The following is a 17,161-nucleotide window of genomic DNA, read 5'->3' as shown; positions in this document are numbered from 1 at the left end:
ATAACGAGAAAAAATCAGAGGTTAGGAGATGTCGTGAAATCCTCAGGAAGTGATATACGTCTGCTGTTCGGTAAGTTTAGACTACTATCAAAGACTAACTGGAGAATTCCCAATGAGTGAAAGAATGTCGGTGATACAAGGTGATATCACCCGCGTTGAAGTTGACGTGATAGTAAATGCCGCAAACCCATCCTTGATGGGAGGCGGTGGTGTTGATGGGGCTATTCATCATGCTGCAGGGCCTGCTTTATTGGCAGCCTGTGAAGTTATTCGTCGCCAGCAGGGTGACTGCGCGCCAGGACATGCTGTCATTACCGAGGCGGGAAACATTCCGGTTAAGGCCGTGATTCATGCAGTTGGCCCGGTATGGCAGGGCGGTGAAAAACATGAAGCTGAATTACTTGAACAGACCTACCGCAATAGCCTCGACTTAGCGGCAGCTAATAGCTATCGCACTATTGCGTTCCCGGCGATTAGCACCGGTGCGTATGGTTATCCGAAAGAGCTGGCAGCGAAAATAGCCGTTGATACCGTCTACCGTTATATCGGCCTGCGCCCGTTACCAGAACAGGTAGTTTTTGTCTGCTTTGACGATGAAAACACCCATATTTACGAGCAACTACTTGCCCAACTCTAAAGTGAATAATCCTCATGCCACACGTCTGGGTCGAGCGATTGCCCCGGCTACCGCTGGGCATCCTGGGCTTAGCGGGATTCATCCGCTTGCGGATAGCCTTGATGCGTTTGCCGCGCGCTATCTGCTGTGTGGGATGGCGGAGAAAACCCTCGATGTGCAGTACTACATCTGGCAGGACGATATGTCTGGGCGGCTGATGTTTAGTGCATTACTGGCAGCGGCAGATCGCGGAGTAAAAGTCAGACTGTTGCTTGACGATAACAACACCAACGGCCTTGATGATACGTTAGCGCTTCTGAACGCCCATCCTCAAATAGAAGTTCGTCTTTTTAATCCCTTTTCATTTCGCCTGTTTCGCGCCATTGGTTATTTGACTGACTTTGCCAGGCTTAACCGTCGTATGCACAACAAATCATTCACTGTTGACGGTGAAACCACGATTATTGGTGGGCGAAACGTGGGGGATGCGTACTTTGGTGTGGGTAAACAACCGCTGTTTTCAGACTTAGATGTGCTGGCCGTAGGCCCGGTTGTCGAGGATGTCAGCCAGGATTTTGAGCGCTACTGGAACAGCCAGTGTGTCTCAACATTGGAAAAGGTGCTGGATGTCGATACCGATGCCTTACAGCAGCGGGTACAACTTCCTGACGACTGGCGTGATGACCCGACGGCGCGTCGCTATCTTGACCGCCTGACCACCAGCCAGTTTGCGACCAACCTGGTCGCCCGCACGCTGAATATGTATTGGGCGAAAACACGCTTACTCAGTGATGACCCGCGTAAGGGGCAGGGCAGAGCGCGCAACCACACGTTACTTCCGCAACGCCTGATGAATGTGATTGGTATGCCTGAGCGTGAGATAGACATTATTTCAGCCTACTTTGTGCCCACTCGCGCGGGCATTGCGCAAATATTAGGGCTTGTGCGTAAAGGGGTAAAAATAGCAATCCTGACTAACTCACTGGCCGCAAACGATGTGGCGGTCGTTCATGCTGGTTACGCGCGTTGGCGCAAAAAACTGATGCGCCACGGAGTCGAGCTTTATGAGTTAAAGCCCGAACAGGATGGCCTACGCAGACCACATGACCGTGGCTTAACAGGGAATTCAGGTTCCAGTCTGCATGCCAAAACGTTTAGTGTGGATAAACAAAAGGTGTTTATCGGCTCATTTAATTTTGACCCGCGTTCAGCAATGCTCAATACCGAGATGGGATTTGTCATTGAGAGCGAAGCGCTGGCGCAAGATATTCACCAGCGTTTTACCCAAAGCCAGAAAGAGAATGCCTGGGCGCTGCGTCTGGATAAGTGGGGGCGAGTGAATTGGGTGGAACACAGTGAAGGCAAAGAGATTGTCTGGAAGAAAGAACCACACACCCGCTTTTGGCAGCGGGTGTTGGTGAGGTTAGTTTATCGACTGCCTATTGAGTGGCTTTTATAAAACTCGTCATACTTCAAGTCGCAGCTGTGTTGGCTGCACTCACAAACCCCAGTCACTTACTTAAGTAAGCTCCTGGGGATTTGCTCCCTTGCCGCCTTGCTGCAACTCGAATTATTTTGAGTTTATTCTTTGTTTTTTGGTCGGGTTAACTCGTCACTTTAACCGCTACATTCTGCGGCTTGCCGGAGAACAGGAAACGCAGCAACGGAATGCGCAGGTGGATTTCATACAGAATCACCGCGATACCAATCACGAAAATTAATCCGGTGATAAAGCCCAGCGCGTTAGACGCAATATGCGGTGTGATGTACGCGCCAAAGAACAGCGTCAACGGATGGTGCACCAGGTAAATAAACAGCGACGCATTCACGAAATAGGTCACACGTTTTGACTGGAAGTTCAGCAACTTATGGCCCAGCGAGAACACCACGTTGACCATCCACAAACCCATCACCGTGGTGATCACGCTCTCGGTTTCATACATCCAGGCGTCACCGCTACCGTAACGTTGGTTAAGCAGATAGGTGCAAAATGCCAGTGCCGCTCCTACCGCACACCATGGCGACGGTGTGGTAAATAGCGCTTTTAACTGTGGGCGTACAAACACCAGAGCCCCAAGCATGAAGAATGGTAGATAAAACAGCGTTTGCATCACTACGAAGTTAAATAATCCATCACTTAATATCGGTGAGTAAATAATAAAAATAGTACGGCGAATAACGCCGTATAGAATACCGAACCCCAGGAAGGCGACTGAGAGCTTTCCTAAAGTAATAGAAGATGGAATATTTTCTGACTTTTCAGCAATGCGTGCTTTCATTTGTTGAAACAAAAATAAACATACGGTTGTAAGTACCACCATCACTAACAAGAACCACAAATGAGAAACCAGCTCCCAAACCAGGGTGTTGTATTTTTCATAGGGTGTCAGGCCGGGCCAATTTTTTGCTTTGTCATTAACGTGTTGCAACATTAAAAATTGCGGCAAGGTTAGTAATGGAATGGCCGTCAACATAGGGATGCCGACGCGCTCCACGCGTACTTTCCACCAGCGTTTTAGCGGGTAGCGCAGAAACAGCATGTAAGAAAAATATCCTGAAATAACAAAGAATACCTGCATGCGGAAGGCATGAATAAAATCATTAAACAGGGTTAAACCCCACGATGCTTCAGTGCTGTTGACATGCCAGGTATGGCTTGAATAGATGAGCGAGATATGAAACGGGATGCCTAAAAGCATTAACCAGGCCCGGATAGAATCCAGGAAAAACTCGCGTTGTTGTGGTGCTTTACTCATAATACTCCAAACATTATCGGACGAATCGCCTTATCCTTAAGAACATATCCCAATAGGCTTAAAGTCCCGAATGGTATCAATTCCGTGGCAACCCTACACTAACCATGACATCCTGTCTCCAGGATGGATGCTGAAAGCGTAAGCAGTTGTCTTTTTTTGCTTAAAGGCTGAGCCGGTGCGCTGAACAATGCGGGTAATTGGTTGTCGGAAAGCAGAAGTTTCCATTAAAATGGATTGGATTGATTTAAGCACACAAAGGGGGATGTGCTGGTTAATATGAAACATAAACTAAAAATGATGAAAGTGTGTGGGCTCGGTGCTGCAGTCATGCTGTCACTTTATACCACCTCAGTTTGGGCCTTCAATATCGATGATGTCGCAAAACAAGCGAAAACATTAGCGGGCAAAAGCTACGAAGCACCTAAAACTAATCTGCCATCGCAGTTCCGTGACATGAAATATGCGGACTACCAGCAGATCCAGTTCAATCACGACAAAGCCTACTGGAGCAAGTTAAAGACCCCATTTAAGCTTGAATTTTATCACCAGGGTATGTATTTCGACACCCCGGTTGCTATCAATGAAGTGACAGCAACTGCGGTTCATAAGATCAAATACAACCCGGATTACTTTAATTTCGGTGATGTAAAACACGATAAAGACACCGTGAAAGATCTCGGCTTTGCCGGGTTCAAAGTGCTCTATCCGATCAACAGCAAAGATAAGAACGACGAAATTGTCAGCATGCTCGGAGCGAGTTACTTTCGTGTGATTGGCTCAGGCCAGGTTTATGGCCTGTCTGCTCGTGGTTTGGCTATTGATACTGCTTTGCCATCTGGCGAAGAGTTCCCACGTTTCCGTGAATACTGGATTGAACGCCCGAAAGCTGGCGAGAAAACGCTGACTCTTTATGCGTTGCTCGATTCCCCACGTGCAACCGGTGCGTATCGCTTTGTGATTACTCCTGGTCGCGACACTGTAGTTAACGTGCAGTCGAAGGTTTATCTGCGCGATAAAGTAGGCAAACTGGGTGTTGCACCGCTGACCAGTATGTTCCTGTTTGGGCCAAATCAACCGTCGCCAAGCACCAACTTCCGTCCGGAATTGCATGACTCCAACGGTCTGTCTATCCATGCCGGTAACGGTGAATGGATTTGGCGTCCGTTGAATAACCCGAAACATCTGGCGGTGAGCTCGTTTGCAACCGAGAATCCAGTTGGCTTCGGTTTGCTGCAACGCGGCCGCCAGTTCTCTCGTTTCGAGGATTTAGACGATCGTTACGATCAGCGCCCAAGTGCATGGGTTGCGCCGCAAGGTGATTGGGGTAAAGGTCGCGTTGAGCTGGTTGAAATTCCAACCAACGACGAAACTAACGACAACATCGTTGCTTACTGGACTCCGGATCAGCTCCCGGAACCAGGCAAAGAGATGAACTTCAAGTACACCATTACCTTCAGCCGTGATGAAGACAAAATGCATGCGCCTGATAACGCATACGTTGCGCAGACTCGCCGCTCAACCGGTGATGTGAAGCAGTCGAATCTGATTCGCCAGCCAGACGGCACTATTGCGTTTGTCGTGGATTACGTCGGCGCGGACATGAAAAAACTGCCGCAAGATACGCCGGTTACCGCGCAAACCAGCATTGGTGACAACGGTGAAATCGTTGACAGCCAGGTACGTTACAACCCGGTCACTAAAGGCTGGCGTTTGACTGTACGTGTGAAAGTCAAAGATGAGAAGAAACCGACTGAAATGCGTGCAGCGCTGGTCAATGGTGATCAAACGTTGAGTGAAACCTGGAGCTACCAGCTACCTGCCAATGAATAAGATTACTGATACTGCGTCTGATTATATTGATGCTCTTCCGCTTTCTGCGCAGCAGAAGGCGGCTCTTCCTGCATCAGATCTGCAAGCGGTGCATGAAGCGCTTGATGCGCAAGGGCACCACTATGACAGAGCCGATGATTCCCCTTTAGCCTCGGTAAAGGCCCGGCTTGAAGCAAGCTGGCCTGGATCGTTGGGCGGTGATCAACTGATTGAGGACGAAGAGGGGCGCACCCAACTGCAGGCAATGCCTAAGGCAACGCGTTCTTCTATGTTCCCCGATCCGTGGCGCACCAACCCGATTGGTCGTTTCTGGGATCGTTTACGCGGGCGTGAAGTTAACCCTCGCTATATGTCGAAGGAAGAGGCGGAAGCCGAGCAGAAATGGCGTACCGTCGGGACTATCCGACGTTACATTCTGCTGGTGCTGACTATTGCTCAGACTGTCGTAGCAACCTGGTATATGAAGACCATTCTTCCTTACCAGGGCTGGGCGCTGATCAATCCGTCAGACATGATTGGCCAGGATTTATGGGTTTCCTTCATGCAGCTGCTGCCGTATGTGCTGCAAACGGGCATCCTGATCCTGTTCGCTATCCTGTTCTGTTGGGTGTCGGCGGGTTTCTGGACTGCGCTGATGGGCTTCCTGCAACTGCTGATGGGCAAAGATAAATACAGTATCTCTGCTTCAACGGTGGGCGATGAGCCTATTGATCCGGCGAACCGCACCGCGCTTATCATGCCTATCTGTAACGAAGACGTAGACCGTGTGTTTGCGGGTCTGCGTGCAACGTGGGAATCGGTAAAAGCGACGGGCCAACAGCAGCATTTCGACGTTTATATCCTGAGCGACAGCTACAACCCGGATATCTGTGTTGCCGAGCAAAAAGCGTGGATGGAACTCATCAACGAAGTGCAGGGCGAAGGGCAGATTTTCTACCGTCGTCGTCGTCGTCGTGTGAAGCGTAAAAGCGGCAACATCGATGACTTCTGCCGTCGTTGGGGTAATCAGTACAGCTACATGGTGGTGCTGGATGCCGACTCAGTAATGAGCGGTGACTGTCTGACCAACCTGGTGCGCCTGATGAATGCTAACCCGAACGCGGGCATCATTCAGTCTTCACCAAAAGCGTCTGGTATGGACACCCTGTATGCACGTTGCCAGCAGTTTGCGACGCGCGTCTACGGGCCGCTGTTTACGGCGGGTCTGCACTTCTGGCAGTTGGGTGAATCTCACTACTGGGGCCACAATGCGATTATCCGCGTTAAGCCGTTCATCGAGCACTGTGCGCTAGCGCCGCTGCCGGGTGAAGGTTCATTCGCCGGTTCAATCCTGTCGCACGACTTCGTGGAAGCTGCTTTGATGCGCCGTGCAGGTTGGGGCGTGTGGATTGCCTATGACTTGCCGGGTTCTTATGAAGAACTGCCGCCGAACTTGCTGGATGAACTCAAGCGTGACCGCCGTTGGTGCCACGGTAACTTGATGAACTTCCGTCTGTTCCTGGTAAAAGGCATGCACCCGGTTCACCGTGCGGTGTTCCTGACGGGCGTTATGTCTTACCTGTCTGCGCCGTTGTGGTTTATGTTCCTCGCATTATCAACTGCCTTGCAGGTGGTGCATGCGCTGACAGAACCGCAATACTTCCTGCAACCGCGCCAGTTGTTCCCGGTGTGGCCGCAGTGGCGTCCGGAGCTTGCGATTGCGTTGTTCGCGTCCACCATGGTGTTGTTGTTCCTGCCGAAGCTTCTGAGCATCATTCTGATCTGGTGCAAAGGCTCGAAAGAGTTCGGTGGATTCTTCCGCGTAACGGCTTCTCTGTTGCTGGAAGTGCTGTTCTCCGTGTTGCTGGCACCGGTACGTATGCTGTTCCACACCGTGTTTGTGGTGAGCGCGTTCCTCGGTTGGGAAGTGGTCTGGAATTCACCACAGCGTGATGACGATTCAACCCCTTGGGGCGAAGCGTTTATGCGCCACGGTTCTCAGCTTCTGCTGGGTCTGGTATGGGCTGTTGGCATGGCGTGGCTGGATTTACGCTTCCTGTTCTGGCTTGCGCCAATCGTGTTCTCGCTGATCCTATCGCCGTTTGTTTCGGTGCTGTCGAGCCGCGCGACCCTCGGTTTACGCACCAAGCGCTGGAAGCTGTTCCTGATCCCGGAAGAGTATTCTCCTCCGCAGGTGCTGGTCGATACCGACAACTACCTGAAGCTGAACCGCAGCCGCACGCTCGACGATGGCTTTATGCACGCGGTGTTTAACCCGTCGTTTAATGCCCTGGCAACCGCAATGGCAACCGCGCGTCACCGTGCCAGCCAGGTGCTGGAAATTGCCCGCGATCGTCACGTTGAACAGGCACTGAACGAAACGCCTGATAAGCTGAACCGCGATCGTCGTCTGGTGCTGTTAAGCGACCCGGTGACTATGTCCCGTCTGCATTACCGTGTGTGGTCCAACCCGCAGCGTTACTCTTCGTGGGTGGATAGCTACAAAACGGTTGAGCTTAACCCTGAGGCGTTGCCGACTAAGTAACCCGGCAAACGCGCTCACAATGCCGGCCTTCGGGCCGGTATTTTTTTTGGAGTCAAAGAATGTTAAGAATGATGGCTGTGATAACAGTTGCGTGCTTGCTCAGCGGCTGTGGCAGCATTATCAGCCGTGCAGTACCGGGGCAGGGACATGGTAATCAGTATTACCCCGGCGTGCAGTGGGACGTGCGTGATAGTGCATGGCGCTATATTACAGTGCTCGATTTACCATTTTCGCTGGTCTTCGACACCTTGTTGCTGCCGATTGATGCCAGCCACGGCCCGTACGAATAAGCGTTACCGCTCATCCCATTCATCAGCCGCAGTTTGCCCTTCTTCGGTATCCAACGGCGGCTCAGGTTGAAATTCACCTTCGTCCCATTCATGCAGCGTGTTTTCTTCAATCCATTCCTGACGTAACTCGATCTCATCGTAGTCGCCGTCGAACACGCTTTGAGCACCTTCACCGCTCAGCATCGGCAAACACTCGCCATCTTCACTGTCATCAGCAAAGAACTCAGCCTGCCACATGATGTCGCCATCCTGAAGAATGTATTTCTGAATGTTCAGTTGTTGAACACTGGCACTCTCTTCATCAAGTTCAGGGTTGTCTACAAGGAAAAGCTCGCGTGCGGCATCAATGGCCTCTTCCAGCGTCGCGTACAGACTCATACTCATCTCCTTTGTTACAGGTCAGGGAGCACGCGCTCCGGTGCAATTTCAAGTTAATTGTTGACGCTGTTTGCAAAGTTGCAAGTATGAAATTTAATCCTCGTCATACTTCGAGTTGTCTCTTTGTTGGCTGCGTTCACTCACCCCTGTCACTTACTTTAGTAAGCTCCAGGGGATTCGTTCACTTGCCGCAGCGATACAACTCGAATTATTTAGAGGATTACGGCGTTACTCTTCCAAAATACGGGCGCGTTCAGTAGGGCGTCGCAAACTAATCCACGAGTAAAGCGCGTTGAAAAGCACCACGCAAGCGGTGACTAAAAATACCGTGCGGAAGCCGTAGTTGGCCGAAACGGCGGCCCCGACCAGCGGGCCGGTGACGTTACCAATATCGCGGAAAGACTGGTTGTAGCTAAAGATACGCCCGGCAATCTGGTTGCTGGAGTTGTAGATCAGTAGCGTTTGAACAGCAGGCAGCAGCGCGCCATCGGCAGCACCGAGCAGGAAGCGTAGTACACCGAGTTGCATAGGTGTTTGCACCATCGACATGGGGATAAGTAGCAGAACCGAAATCACCAGCGCGCAGATTAAAATTCTCTCCGGCCCGATTCTGTCACCCAGCTTCCCGAGGCGCGGTGCGCTTATCAACGCGGCCACACCGGGAACGGAAGCAATCATGCCGCTAATAAACGCCAGGTTGCTGACATTCCCTGCAAGCTCGCGCACATAAAGCGTCAGAATTGGTGCAATCGAACCGGTCGCCACCTGGATAATCATGGTGGTGACAAACAGACTCAGCACTAGTTTTGGGTTTTTAAGCGACATGAAAACCTGACGCGCGTGCAGCATATCTTTCTTGTTAACCGGCGTGAATTGCTCGCGGATGCAGAAAAGAGTGAAAACGAAGCAGGTAAATAACACGGCGGCGGTGATGAAAAACACCGGGCGCAGGCCGTAAGTATCCGCCAAAAAACCACCAATCATTGGGCCGAGCAGCGCACCGCTCACGCCTCCGGTCGATAACGTGCCGAGCGCCCAGCCGCTTTTATGGCGCGGAACCTGAGTCGCAATCAGCGCGTTGGCATTGGGGACAAATCCACCCAGCAAACCGAGCAGGGCGCGCAGCGCTAAAAATTGCCAGATATTGCTCGCAAAACCCATCAACACCATCACGATAGACATGCCAAGCGCTGAACGCAGCAGCATGATTTTGCGACCTTTACGGTCGGCAAGCCCGCCCCAGAAAGGCGATGCTATCGCGGAGAAAAGGAACGTAATACTGAAAACGATGCCCGACCACATATTCAATGCGCTATGGCCTGTCACGCCAAGACTTTCGACGTACAAGGGTAGGAAAGGCATGACCAGGCTGAATGCGACGCCGGTCAGAAAACACCCAAGCCAGGCGACGGTGAGATTTCGTTTCCAGTTGATGTTGCTCTCGGAGAGAGTCATAACGCTCCAGTTTAGTGCAGAGAAGATATGCGGGGGAATTATTACCTTGCTAATTATGCGCCTGATGAATGGAGAGTGGCAATGTTTATGAAATGCAGTTTTAGAACGATTAAAGGCGACTTTACGTCGCCCTATGACTTAATCGAATAGCGAATCAGTAACGCGACGGCACACCCTCTGGACGTGTCTTAAAACGGCGATGCAGCCACATGTATTGCTCAGGCGCCATCATGATGCATTCTTCGATGATTTTGTTCATCCACAGCGCTGTGCCTTCCGGGGTTTCTAATGGTGGTGAAAACTCTGCAGGTAGAATAATCAACTCATAGCCTTTTCCGTCAGGTTTGCGGCGTGGCACCATCGGGACAATCGCCGCACCCGACATGCGTGCCAGCGTATAGGTGCCGGTGGTTGTAGCCGCCTGATCAACGCCAAAAAATGGTACGAATACGCTGCCGCGCGGGCCGTAGTCATGGTCAGGCGCGTACCAGATGATCTCGCCCTGTTTGAGCGCGCGGATCATCCCTTTGAGATCTTTACGATCGATCATGCTTTTGTTGGAGCGCATTCGACCCCAGGTTTGCAGCCAGTCTAACAGGGGATTGTCATTCGGACGGTAAACGCCAATGCCGGGTGTGTTCATGCCGAACATGCGTGCACCTAATTCAAGCGTCAGGAAGTGAATACCAATCAGGAGTACGCCGCGTTTGGCTTCTTGTACCGCATGAATCTGGTCGACGCCGCTAACGTCGCACCAGCGCCGGATACGCCATGTTGGCCAGAACCAGGCGATGCCGGTTTCCATCAGCCCCATCCCCACGGACTCGAAATTTTTCTTCAGATAATATTCACGCTTTTCGGGCGTGACGTGTGGGAAAGCGAGTTCAATATTCCGGCGGGTAATTCTGACGCGGCGTTTCATAAACCGCATAGCTAAATGGCCGAGGCCGCAGCCAATTCGATAAATCACGGGGTAGGGGAGCAGGGTAATGAGATACAGCAGGCCAATACCAAACCAGGTTCCCCAATATCGGGGGTGAAGCAAAGCGCGCGAGAATTGCGGTAAGTTCGTCATGTAAAACCTATTGTGACGGCAAATGCCGGATCTTCTTGAGTCAGACTATTGTGACATTAATTAAGAATCTTCCAAAATTAACAGATGTAGAGTGTTTGATATTTCAGCGTTTGTTGAATTAAATGCGAAGTAATAAGTGAAATGTAGCGCAAAATGCAGGGATGTAAATTAACGTTAATTGCTTTATGATGCAGCCCACTTTTTTCTCAACGATAGCCGAGCGAACACCATGCCAGTGTTACACAACCGCATATCGAATGATGAATTGCGCGTGCGTATGTTGGCTGAAACCGAGCCACGCACCACAATCTCATTCTATAAATATTTCACCATTGAAGAACCTAAAGCCACGCGCGATGCGTTGTATCAGGCTTTTACCGCGCTGAATGTCTTTGGCCGAGTCTATCTCGCCCATGAAGGGATTAACGCGCAAATTAGCGTTCCTCAAAGCCGTGTCGATGCCTTCCGCGAAACACTCTACGGTTTCCATGCCGCGCTTAACGGCGTGCGTCTGAATATCGCACTTGAAGATGACGGTAAGTCGTTTTGGGTGCTGCGCATGAAAGTGCGTGACCGTATTGTTGCTGATGGGATTGATGACCCGTCGTTTGATGCCAGCAATGTCGGTGCTTATCTGAAAGCCGCAGACGTTAACGCGATGCTCGACGACCCGGATGCCGTGTTTATCGACATGCGGAACCATTACGAATATGAAGTGGGCCATTTCCAGGACGCTATGGAAATCCCGGCAGACACGTTTCGTGAGCAGTTGCCGAAAGCGGTAGATATGTTGCAGGACGACAAAGACAAAAAAATCGTCATGTATTGTACTGGTGGGATCCGCTGTGAAAAGGCTAGCGCCTGGATGATGCATAACGGATTCAAGAACGTCTACCACATCGAAGGCGGGATTATTGAATACGCCCGTCGTGCTCGTGAGCAAGGGATCCCGGTGCGCTTTGTCGGCAAAAACTTTGTCTTTGACGAGCGTATGGGTGAACGAATTTCCGATGATGTGATTGCCCACTGCCATCAGTGCGGGGTTTCTTGTGATAGCCACACCAACTGCAAAAATGACGGCTGCCATTTGCTGTTTATTCAGTGCCCAAGCTGCGCTGAGAAATATGCCGGATGCTGTAGCGACATTTGCCGCGAAGAACTGGCACTCTCACCTGAAGAACAGCGCCGCCGCCGCGCTGGCCGTGAAAACGGCAATAAGATTTTCAATAAATCGCGTGGCGTGTTGAACACCACGTTGGGCATTCCTGACCCAGAGTAAAGAAATGGATGTCGCTTGCGCTTAAGTAGGTCGGATAAGCGTAAGCGTCATCCGACATCACTCAATACTAGCTAAATCGTGAAAGCGAAAACGGCGTCAGATCGAAACTCGACTCTTTGCCCAGTGCAAACTGACAGGCAATTTCCCCCAGCACCGAAGCGAATTTAAAACCATGCCCGCTCAGGCCGGTGATCACCATAGTGTTGTCATGACCGGGCAGGGCATCAATAATAAAATCTTCATCCGGTGACATATCGTAAGTGCAGGCCGCGCCATGCATACAAACCCCCACACCTGGCATTATCTGGCGCAAGAAGCTGAACACTTCGCTGCCGTCGGTGGCGATAGCGCCAAACGGTTTACGCTGTTGCGGCTCGCTTATCATCTGCCCGCCATCATGCTTGCCCAGTTTCAGCTCGTTATCTTCACCAGCCGGGAACCCGTAGTACTGGCTCCCGTCAGGCAATTGAGCGGTAAACGCCGGGAAGTTATTTTTTTCGCTATAGCGCCCGTCTGCCTGGTGCCAGCTAAAGATTTTGCGCCATGGCGTTACGGGCAGTTCGGGTAATAATTTGGTGACCCAGGTTCCGGCGCTGACCAGCAGTTTATTCGCGGTGAATATGCCTTCCGGAGTCTCCACTTCCACGCCTTGTGCGGTATGGCGAATGTCCGTCACTGGGCAATTAAATAACTGCGCGCACCCGCCCTGGTTTGCCAGACGGATATAAGTTTCCACCGCCAACTCGCTGCGCAGCACACCAGAATCTGGCTCAAATAAGCCAAGATAGTTTTCTGGAACGGTAATTTGTGGCCAGCGTGTCATCACTTGTTCAGCCGTCAGTGTTTCAAGCGGTAGTGACCAAGTTTGCGCACTGCTTTGCACCGTTGAGATAAATGCTGAATCCGCAGGGCCAAGGTTAATCACACCAGTGCGATGAAAGACTTTCTCACCGCTGATTTCCTGCAACGCATCCCATAAAGTCTGGGCGCGTAACACCAGCGGGACATATTTTTCCCCTTCGCCATAGGCATGGCGCATCAGGCGAGTATCGCCATGATGGCTACCTTGCTGGTGGGGAGGGTGGTTGCTGTCGATCATAAGCACGTTTAAGCCGGAGTGAGTGGCGTAGCATCCGGTGGCTGCGCCAACGGAACCACTACCGACGATGATAAGGTCATAATGCATGATGCTTTTCTCTTCTCTCTGGCAAAAAGTATATAGCAGGTTAATTAATTCTCGGCCGACTGGCAATTGAGCGAAACCTGAATAATAAAAAAGGCACCTTTAGGTGCCTTGCGTTATTTGAGCAGCATCGACAATCAATGCTTACGATAATCGTTTACCTGGTAATCACTAGATTCAATCTTAGCAATCCCGGCTTCTAAAATAGAAATAAATTGCCGGGCAACATCCGTGGTCAGCCATAAAGTTTGACCGATTTCAGTTTCGTCGTGCTTTTGCGTATTCGAGGTCAGGTAGTGCAGGCGAAGCATCAGCGCATCGTAGCTATCAACAGTGCTGATGTCCCATCCGATAAGGGGATGGGTCTGGATAACATCACTATTTTTTTCCATCATAACCCCTTTTATACGTGTGTTTGAGACAACGGTTCGTGAGGTTTAATGCTTGTTTAATGTGAAGCCAGTTAAGTATATCAATGATTAAGCTATTTCGACGGAGAAATAAATACCCTGCAACACTTTTTTTACAATAAAGCGCTTAATTGCACAATAAACCCGCATGATATTCTTTATTGAATCAGATGATTCTGGGTAACTTACAAGAAGGGAAATTATTTAAATGAGCGAATTTCATACAATTAAAAAACCGGATGGCGACACCCGGTATAAAGATAACAACGAGGGAATTTTTACCTGAAATGAGCGGCAAATTGATCTAAAGCCAGCCCATTCCCATTATGTTTTTTAATCCGCAGCAAACCAGTCGTCAGCGCTTTCCCAGGTCTCTTGCAATATTTCGCTAATGCGATCGCGGTCTTCTTTGGTAGCCCCTAAAACCGACAGGTTATTTGCAGCGGCATAACGCACCTGAACGTGGTTAACGTTTTCAGGATAGTGTTGAGTAATACGGCGTGAAAGTTCATTGGCAAGCGCATCAATAGCGCCTGGTGGCAGAGATGTAGTTTTGGCAATAGTGACTTCAATACGCATAACAGCCCCCTGTAGAACCCGTCATACTTCAAGTTGCCCCTTTGTCGGCTGCGTTCACTCACCCGAATCACTTACCTATGTAAGCTCATCGGGATTCGTTCTCTTGCCGCCGCGATGCAACTGGAATTATTTAGGGTTAATAATATACTGGATATTTATACAGTCATATCGCCAGTGATGCAACAGGGGGCGGTAAAAATTATGCTTTAACTGACCAGGCTACTTTCTCACCAGCCAGGAATGGCACGATGCTGTCATCGGATGTTTCGATGCTTTCTGGCATTTCAACAGGAGTGCGAACCAGTTCGATAGTTTCTTCGTTAACAGGTAAACCGTAGAAACGCGGGCCATTGAGGGATGTAAACGCTTCGAAGTGCTGCATTGCATTCATCTCTTCAAATACCGTCGCGTAAGCACCCAAAGCAGAAGGGGCGTTAAAGCAGCCAGCACAACCACAGCTTGCTTCTTTGCGATGGCGTGCGTGTGGTGCGGAATCAGTCCCCAGGAACACACGGTCACATCCGCTTGCTACCAGCTCGCGTAACGCTTCCTGATGCACACTGCGTTTTAAAATAGGCAGGCAATACAGGTGAGGACGCACGCCGCCAACCAGCATGTGGTTGCGGTTAAACATCAGGTGTTGCGGAGTAATAGTTGCACCTAACAGGGAATTGCCTTCCTTCACATACTGTGCGGCGTCTTTGGTGGTGATATGTTCAAACACCACTTTCAGTTCCGGCAGTTGCTTACGCAGCGGTTCCATCACGGTTTCGATAAAGCGTGCTTCACGGTCAAAAATATCAATGTCAGCGTGAGTCACTTCACCGTGGATAAGCAGCGGCATACCGATTTTCTGCATACGCTCAAGTACTGGCAAAATCGCAGCAGTGCTGGTAACACCATGGCTTGAGTTAGTTGTCGCATTTGCCGGGTAGAGTTTTGCCGCAGTAAACACACCTTCGTTAAACCCGCGTTCAACTTCGTTCGGGTCCAGAGAGTCAGTCAGGTAGCAGGTCATTAAAGGCTGAAAACTATGCCCTTGCGGTACGGCGTCGAGAATACGCTGGCGATAAGCGATGGCAGCTTCAACCGTTGTTACTGGCGGCGCCAGGTTTGGCATCACAATCGCGCGACCATAAATTTCGCTGGTATAAGGCACCACCGTTTTGAGCATATCACCATCACGAAGGTGAACATGCCAGTCGTCTGGGCGGCGAATTTTTAATACCTGAGGTAATACGGTCATGAAAGTGCTCCGGCGTAGGAAGGAAATAACGATGATTTATGCCGGGCACAAAGGATAAGCGCAAACGTTTAGCTTTGCACCATTTTCGTAGAGATTTTCTTGGGGAGGATGTGCCTCCCCAGTGTTTGAGAGCTTACTCGGTGAACGGGATAATGATTTCGCCTGGTTTAACCTCAATCCCTTTGGCATATTTCTTCGCCAGTTTTTCGCCTGCACTGTTATCTTCACTCAACACGTAAGCTGGCTGTTGGTTGAAGTAATTGCGTAGCGACTGATTGAGATATGGAATCAGTGTCTGGACAATCGTCTGCATTTTCTCAGGCTCGACGGTTGCATCTACCACTTCCATTTCTTGCAAATAGATAGCACCTTGCTCTTTATTAAAGGTTGGCAGAGCTTTGAGTTTAAGTTTGATATTAGCTTTTTGATTGCCGAACAAAGATGTCATATCCAGTTTGGCATCGCCAGTCAGGGTGATTTTGTTCGGTTCTTCTCGGCCAATCGCACTGGCTAAATTAGTTAAGACAATATGGGCATCGGCAACGCCTGGCAGGCCAATGTCTTTAGAGAAATTATTCCGTTTGTGCAGCGCCTGGTTGATTTCCTGTTCGCTGACGGTGTATTGCGTTAGCTGGTTACAACCCACCACTAATCCGCTGAGCATCAAGGCTGCGGCTAATACTATTTTTTTCATGGATATCCTTAACATGCTGCATCGGTCACAGATCCTGACATAAAGCATCATGATGTACTAGTACCGGGCGTGCTACAGGAAAAGGCTTAATTTTTTATTCGACAGAATAAGTTTTTGAACCATGAGATAAAGGCGGGTTAACTTACCCGCCGTAGGACAATTAACAATCTTTAAATAGCGTGGGATGACAGCAGGTTAATTTGCGTCTGTTTGGCCATATTATCGCGGTATGCCGCAACACGACTCGGCCACTCAATTCCGGCAACCAGCGTCAGGTTACGCAGCAGTGGGAAGAGGTGGATATCGTCATCAGACAACTCACCGTTAACAGCATTCGACTGCACGATAAGTTTATCGAGCTTGCGTAAATCATCGCTGATTTTTTTGGTCAGACCCGGCGAATGCGTCAGATGGTCAGCAAAAGAACCGATCATTGCCTCTTTCTTCTGTGTGAAGTAAGCACGGGCAGCGGGAGTGGCAAACTCATCAAAAGGCGCTTTCGCAATACGCGGCAATAACAGGTGTTGGACATAGCTATTGACGTGGCGTAACCAGTCACTGATGGCTGAATTAGCAGCGCCGGTCAAAAGTGGTTCACCATCAAGTTTGTCGACGTAGTGCACGATATCCATGCTTTCAGGCAGGTAGCGACTGTCATCTTTTTGCAGGATTGGCGCCATTTTCTTGCCAATCATTTTCGTCGGGGTTGCTTCATCGTCGTTTAGCAAGACGACCAGCTCAACGGGGATATTCTTTAAGCCAAAAATCATGCGTGCTTTAAGGCAGAAAGGGCAGTGATCGTAAATATAAAGCTTCACGTTACTCCTCCATATCAATCGTCAGGAA

The 17,161-nt window shown here is 50.1% G+C and carries 16 protein-coding genes; 6 read left to right on the top strand and 10 right to left on the bottom strand.

Annotated features, from left to right (window positions below):
* Positions 1-112: 112 nt before the first annotated feature.
* Both ymdB and GC128_RS00260 read left to right on the top strand, forming a co-directional pair.
* Entirely contained in the window at positions 113-637 is a 525-nt protein-coding gene (gene ymdB, locus GC128_RS00265) for an O-acetyl-ADP-ribose deacetylase (RefSeq protein WP_151992621.1), read from the top strand.
* On the top strand, positions 588-2,075 hold the full coding sequence (locus tag GC128_RS00260) for a phospholipase D family protein (protein WP_151992925.1): 1,488 nt from the start codon (positions 588-590) through the stop codon (positions 2,073-2,075). Before ymdB ends, GC128_RS00260 begins: the two co-directional genes overlap by 50 nt.
* Positions 2,076-2,220: 145 nt before the next feature.
* Here GC128_RS00260 and mdoC read toward each other — a convergent pair whose 3' ends face one another.
* On the bottom strand, positions 2,221-3,372 hold the full coding sequence (gene mdoC, locus GC128_RS00255) for a glucans biosynthesis protein MdoC (RefSeq protein ID WP_151992620.1): 1,152 nt from the start codon (positions 3,370-3,372) through the stop codon (positions 2,221-2,223).
* Positions 3,373-3,666: 294 nt separating this feature from the next.
* Here mdoC and mdoG point away from each other — a divergent pair, with 294 nt between their 5' ends.
* The 3 genes from mdoG to GC128_RS00240 all read left to right on the top strand — a co-directional run bounded on the left by mdoG (position 3,667) and on the right by GC128_RS00240 (position 8,016).
* Complete coding sequence (mdoG, locus tag GC128_RS00250) at positions 3,667-5,202, top strand: glucans biosynthesis protein MdoG (protein ID WP_151992924.1); 1,536 nt, start codon at positions 3,667-3,669, stop codon at positions 5,200-5,202.
* The gene (gene mdoH, locus GC128_RS00245; protein WP_151992619.1) at positions 5,195-7,726 is read left to right on the top strand and encodes a glucans biosynthesis glucosyltransferase MdoH; all 2,532 of its coding nucleotides are present in this window, start codon (positions 5,195-5,197) and stop codon (positions 7,724-7,726) included. Before mdoG ends, mdoH begins: the two co-directional genes overlap by 8 nt.
* A gap of 68 nt (positions 7,727-7,794) precedes the next feature.
* A complete protein-coding gene (locus tag GC128_RS00240) occupies positions 7,795-8,016 on the top strand; it encodes a YceK/YidQ family lipoprotein (RefSeq protein ID WP_407643426.1) in 222 nt (73 codons plus the stop codon).
* A 3-nt stretch (positions 8,017-8,019) separates the two neighbouring features.
* On the opposite strand, the gene GC128_RS00235 is transcribed toward GC128_RS00240, so the two are convergent.
* From GC128_RS00235 to GC128_RS00225, 3 genes are all read right to left on the bottom strand, one after another.
* Complete coding sequence (locus GC128_RS00235) at positions 8,020-8,394, bottom strand: MysB family protein (protein WP_151992617.1); 375 nt, start codon at positions 8,392-8,394, stop codon at positions 8,020-8,022.
* 228 nt (positions 8,395-8,622) lie between these two features.
* Positions 8,623-9,849: a multidrug efflux MFS transporter MdtG gene (gene mdtG / locus GC128_RS00230; protein ID WP_151992616.1), complete on the bottom strand. Its 1,227-nt coding sequence runs from the start codon at positions 9,847-9,849 to the stop codon at positions 8,623-8,625.
* A gap of 154 nt (positions 9,850-10,003) precedes the next feature.
* Complete coding sequence (locus GC128_RS00225; RefSeq protein WP_151992615.1) at positions 10,004-10,924, bottom strand: Kdo(2)-lipid IV(A) acyltransferase; 921 nt, start codon at positions 10,922-10,924, stop codon at positions 10,004-10,006.
* A 229-nt stretch (positions 10,925-11,153) separates the two neighbouring features.
* Here GC128_RS00225 and trhO point away from each other — a divergent pair, with 229 nt between their 5' ends.
* Positions 11,154-12,203: an oxygen-dependent tRNA uridine(34) hydroxylase TrhO gene (gene trhO / locus GC128_RS00220; protein WP_151992614.1), complete on the top strand. Its 1,050-nt coding sequence runs from the start codon at positions 11,154-11,156 to the stop codon at positions 12,201-12,203.
* Between the two features lie 67 nt (positions 12,204-12,270).
* On the opposite strand, the gene solA is transcribed toward trhO, so the two are convergent.
* The 6 genes from solA to grxB all read right to left on the bottom strand — a co-directional run bounded on the left by solA (position 12,271) and on the right by grxB (position 17,133).
* Positions 12,271-13,389, bottom strand: a complete 1,119-nt coding sequence (gene solA, locus GC128_RS00215) for an N-methyl-L-tryptophan oxidase (protein ID WP_151992613.1) — start codon at positions 13,387-13,389, stop codon at positions 12,271-12,273.
* Between the two features lie 134 nt (positions 13,390-13,523).
* Positions 13,524-13,778 carry a biofilm formation regulator BssS gene (bssS, locus tag GC128_RS00210; RefSeq protein WP_034456211.1) on the bottom strand — a complete coding sequence of 85 codons (255 nt, stop codon included), beginning with the start codon at positions 13,776-13,778 and terminating at the stop codon, positions 13,524-13,526.
* A gap of 351 nt (positions 13,779-14,129) precedes the next feature.
* Positions 14,130-14,375, bottom strand: a complete 246-nt coding sequence (gene dinI / locus GC128_RS00205; protein WP_064517858.1) for a DNA damage-inducible protein I — start codon at positions 14,373-14,375, stop codon at positions 14,130-14,132.
* A gap of 199 nt (positions 14,376-14,574) precedes the next feature.
* On the bottom strand, positions 14,575-15,621 hold the full coding sequence (pyrC, locus tag GC128_RS00200) for a dihydroorotase (RefSeq protein WP_151992612.1): 1,047 nt from the start codon (positions 15,619-15,621) through the stop codon (positions 14,575-14,577).
* A gap of 133 nt (positions 15,622-15,754) precedes the next feature.
* Complete coding sequence (locus tag GC128_RS00195) at positions 15,755-16,315, bottom strand: lipoprotein (protein ID WP_151992611.1); 561 nt, start codon at positions 16,313-16,315, stop codon at positions 15,755-15,757.
* 170 nt (positions 16,316-16,485) lie between these two features.
* Positions 16,486-17,133, bottom strand: coding sequence for a glutaredoxin 2 (gene grxB, locus GC128_RS00190; protein WP_151992610.1), 648 nt, complete (start codon positions 17,131-17,133; stop codon positions 16,486-16,488).
* Between the last annotated feature and the right edge of the window lie 28 nt (positions 17,134-17,161).

Source organism: Buttiauxella massiliensis, from assembly GCF_902500225.1.
GTDB classification, from domain to species: Bacteria; Pseudomonadota; Gammaproteobacteria; order Enterobacterales; family Enterobacteriaceae; genus Buttiauxella; species Buttiauxella massiliensis.
The sequence above is the reverse complement of the archived record's forward strand: the minus strand, read 5'-3'. Positions and strand labels throughout refer to the sequence as shown.

Bases quoted from the DNA above. Each gene is read 5' to 3' on its own strand.
- pyrC (WP_151992612.1), bottom strand. From the start codon at position 15,621: ATGACCGTATTACCTCAGGTATTAAAAATTCGCCGCCCAGACGACTGG.
- ymdB (WP_151992621.1), top strand. From the start codon at position 113: ATGAGTGAAAGAATGTCGGTGATACAAGGTGATATCACCCGCGTTGAA.
- trhO (WP_151992614.1), top strand. From the start codon at position 11,154: ATGCCAGTGTTACACAACCGCATATCGAATGATGAATTGCGCGTGCGT.
- mdoC (WP_151992620.1), bottom strand. From the start codon at position 3,372: ATGAGTAAAGCACCACAACAACGCGAGTTTTTCCTGGATTCTATCCGG.
- mdoG (WP_151992924.1), top strand. From the start codon at position 3,667: ATGATGAAAGTGTGTGGGCTCGGTGCTGCAGTCATGCTGTCACTTTAT.
- mdoH (WP_151992619.1), top strand. From the start codon at position 5,195: ATGAATAAGATTACTGATACTGCGTCTGATTATATTGATGCTCTTCCG.
- solA (WP_151992613.1), bottom strand. From the start codon at position 13,389: ATGCATTATGACCTTATCATCGTCGGTAGTGGTTCCGTTGGCGCAGCC.
- GC128_RS00195 (WP_151992611.1), bottom strand. From the start codon at position 16,315: ATGAAAAAAATAGTATTAGCCGCAGCCTTGATGCTCAGCGGATTAGTG.
- GC128_RS00240 (WP_407643426.1), top strand. From the start codon at position 7,795: ATGATGGCTGTGATAACAGTTGCGTGCTTGCTCAGCGGCTGTGGCAGC.
- dinI (WP_064517858.1), bottom strand. From the start codon at position 14,375: ATGCGTATTGAAGTCACTATTGCCAAAACTACATCTCTGCCACCAGGC.
- bssS (WP_034456211.1), bottom strand. From the start codon at position 13,778: ATGGAAAAAAATAGTGATGTTATCCAGACCCATCCCCTTATCGGATGG.
- mdtG (WP_151992616.1), bottom strand. From the start codon at position 9,849: ATGACTCTCTCCGAGAGCAACATCAACTGGAAACGAAATCTCACCGTC.
- GC128_RS00225 (WP_151992615.1), bottom strand. From the start codon at position 10,924: ATGACGAACTTACCGCAATTCTCGCGCGCTTTGCTTCACCCCCGATAT.
- GC128_RS00235 (WP_151992617.1), bottom strand. From the start codon at position 8,394: ATGAGTCTGTACGCGACGCTGGAAGAGGCCATTGATGCCGCACGCGAG.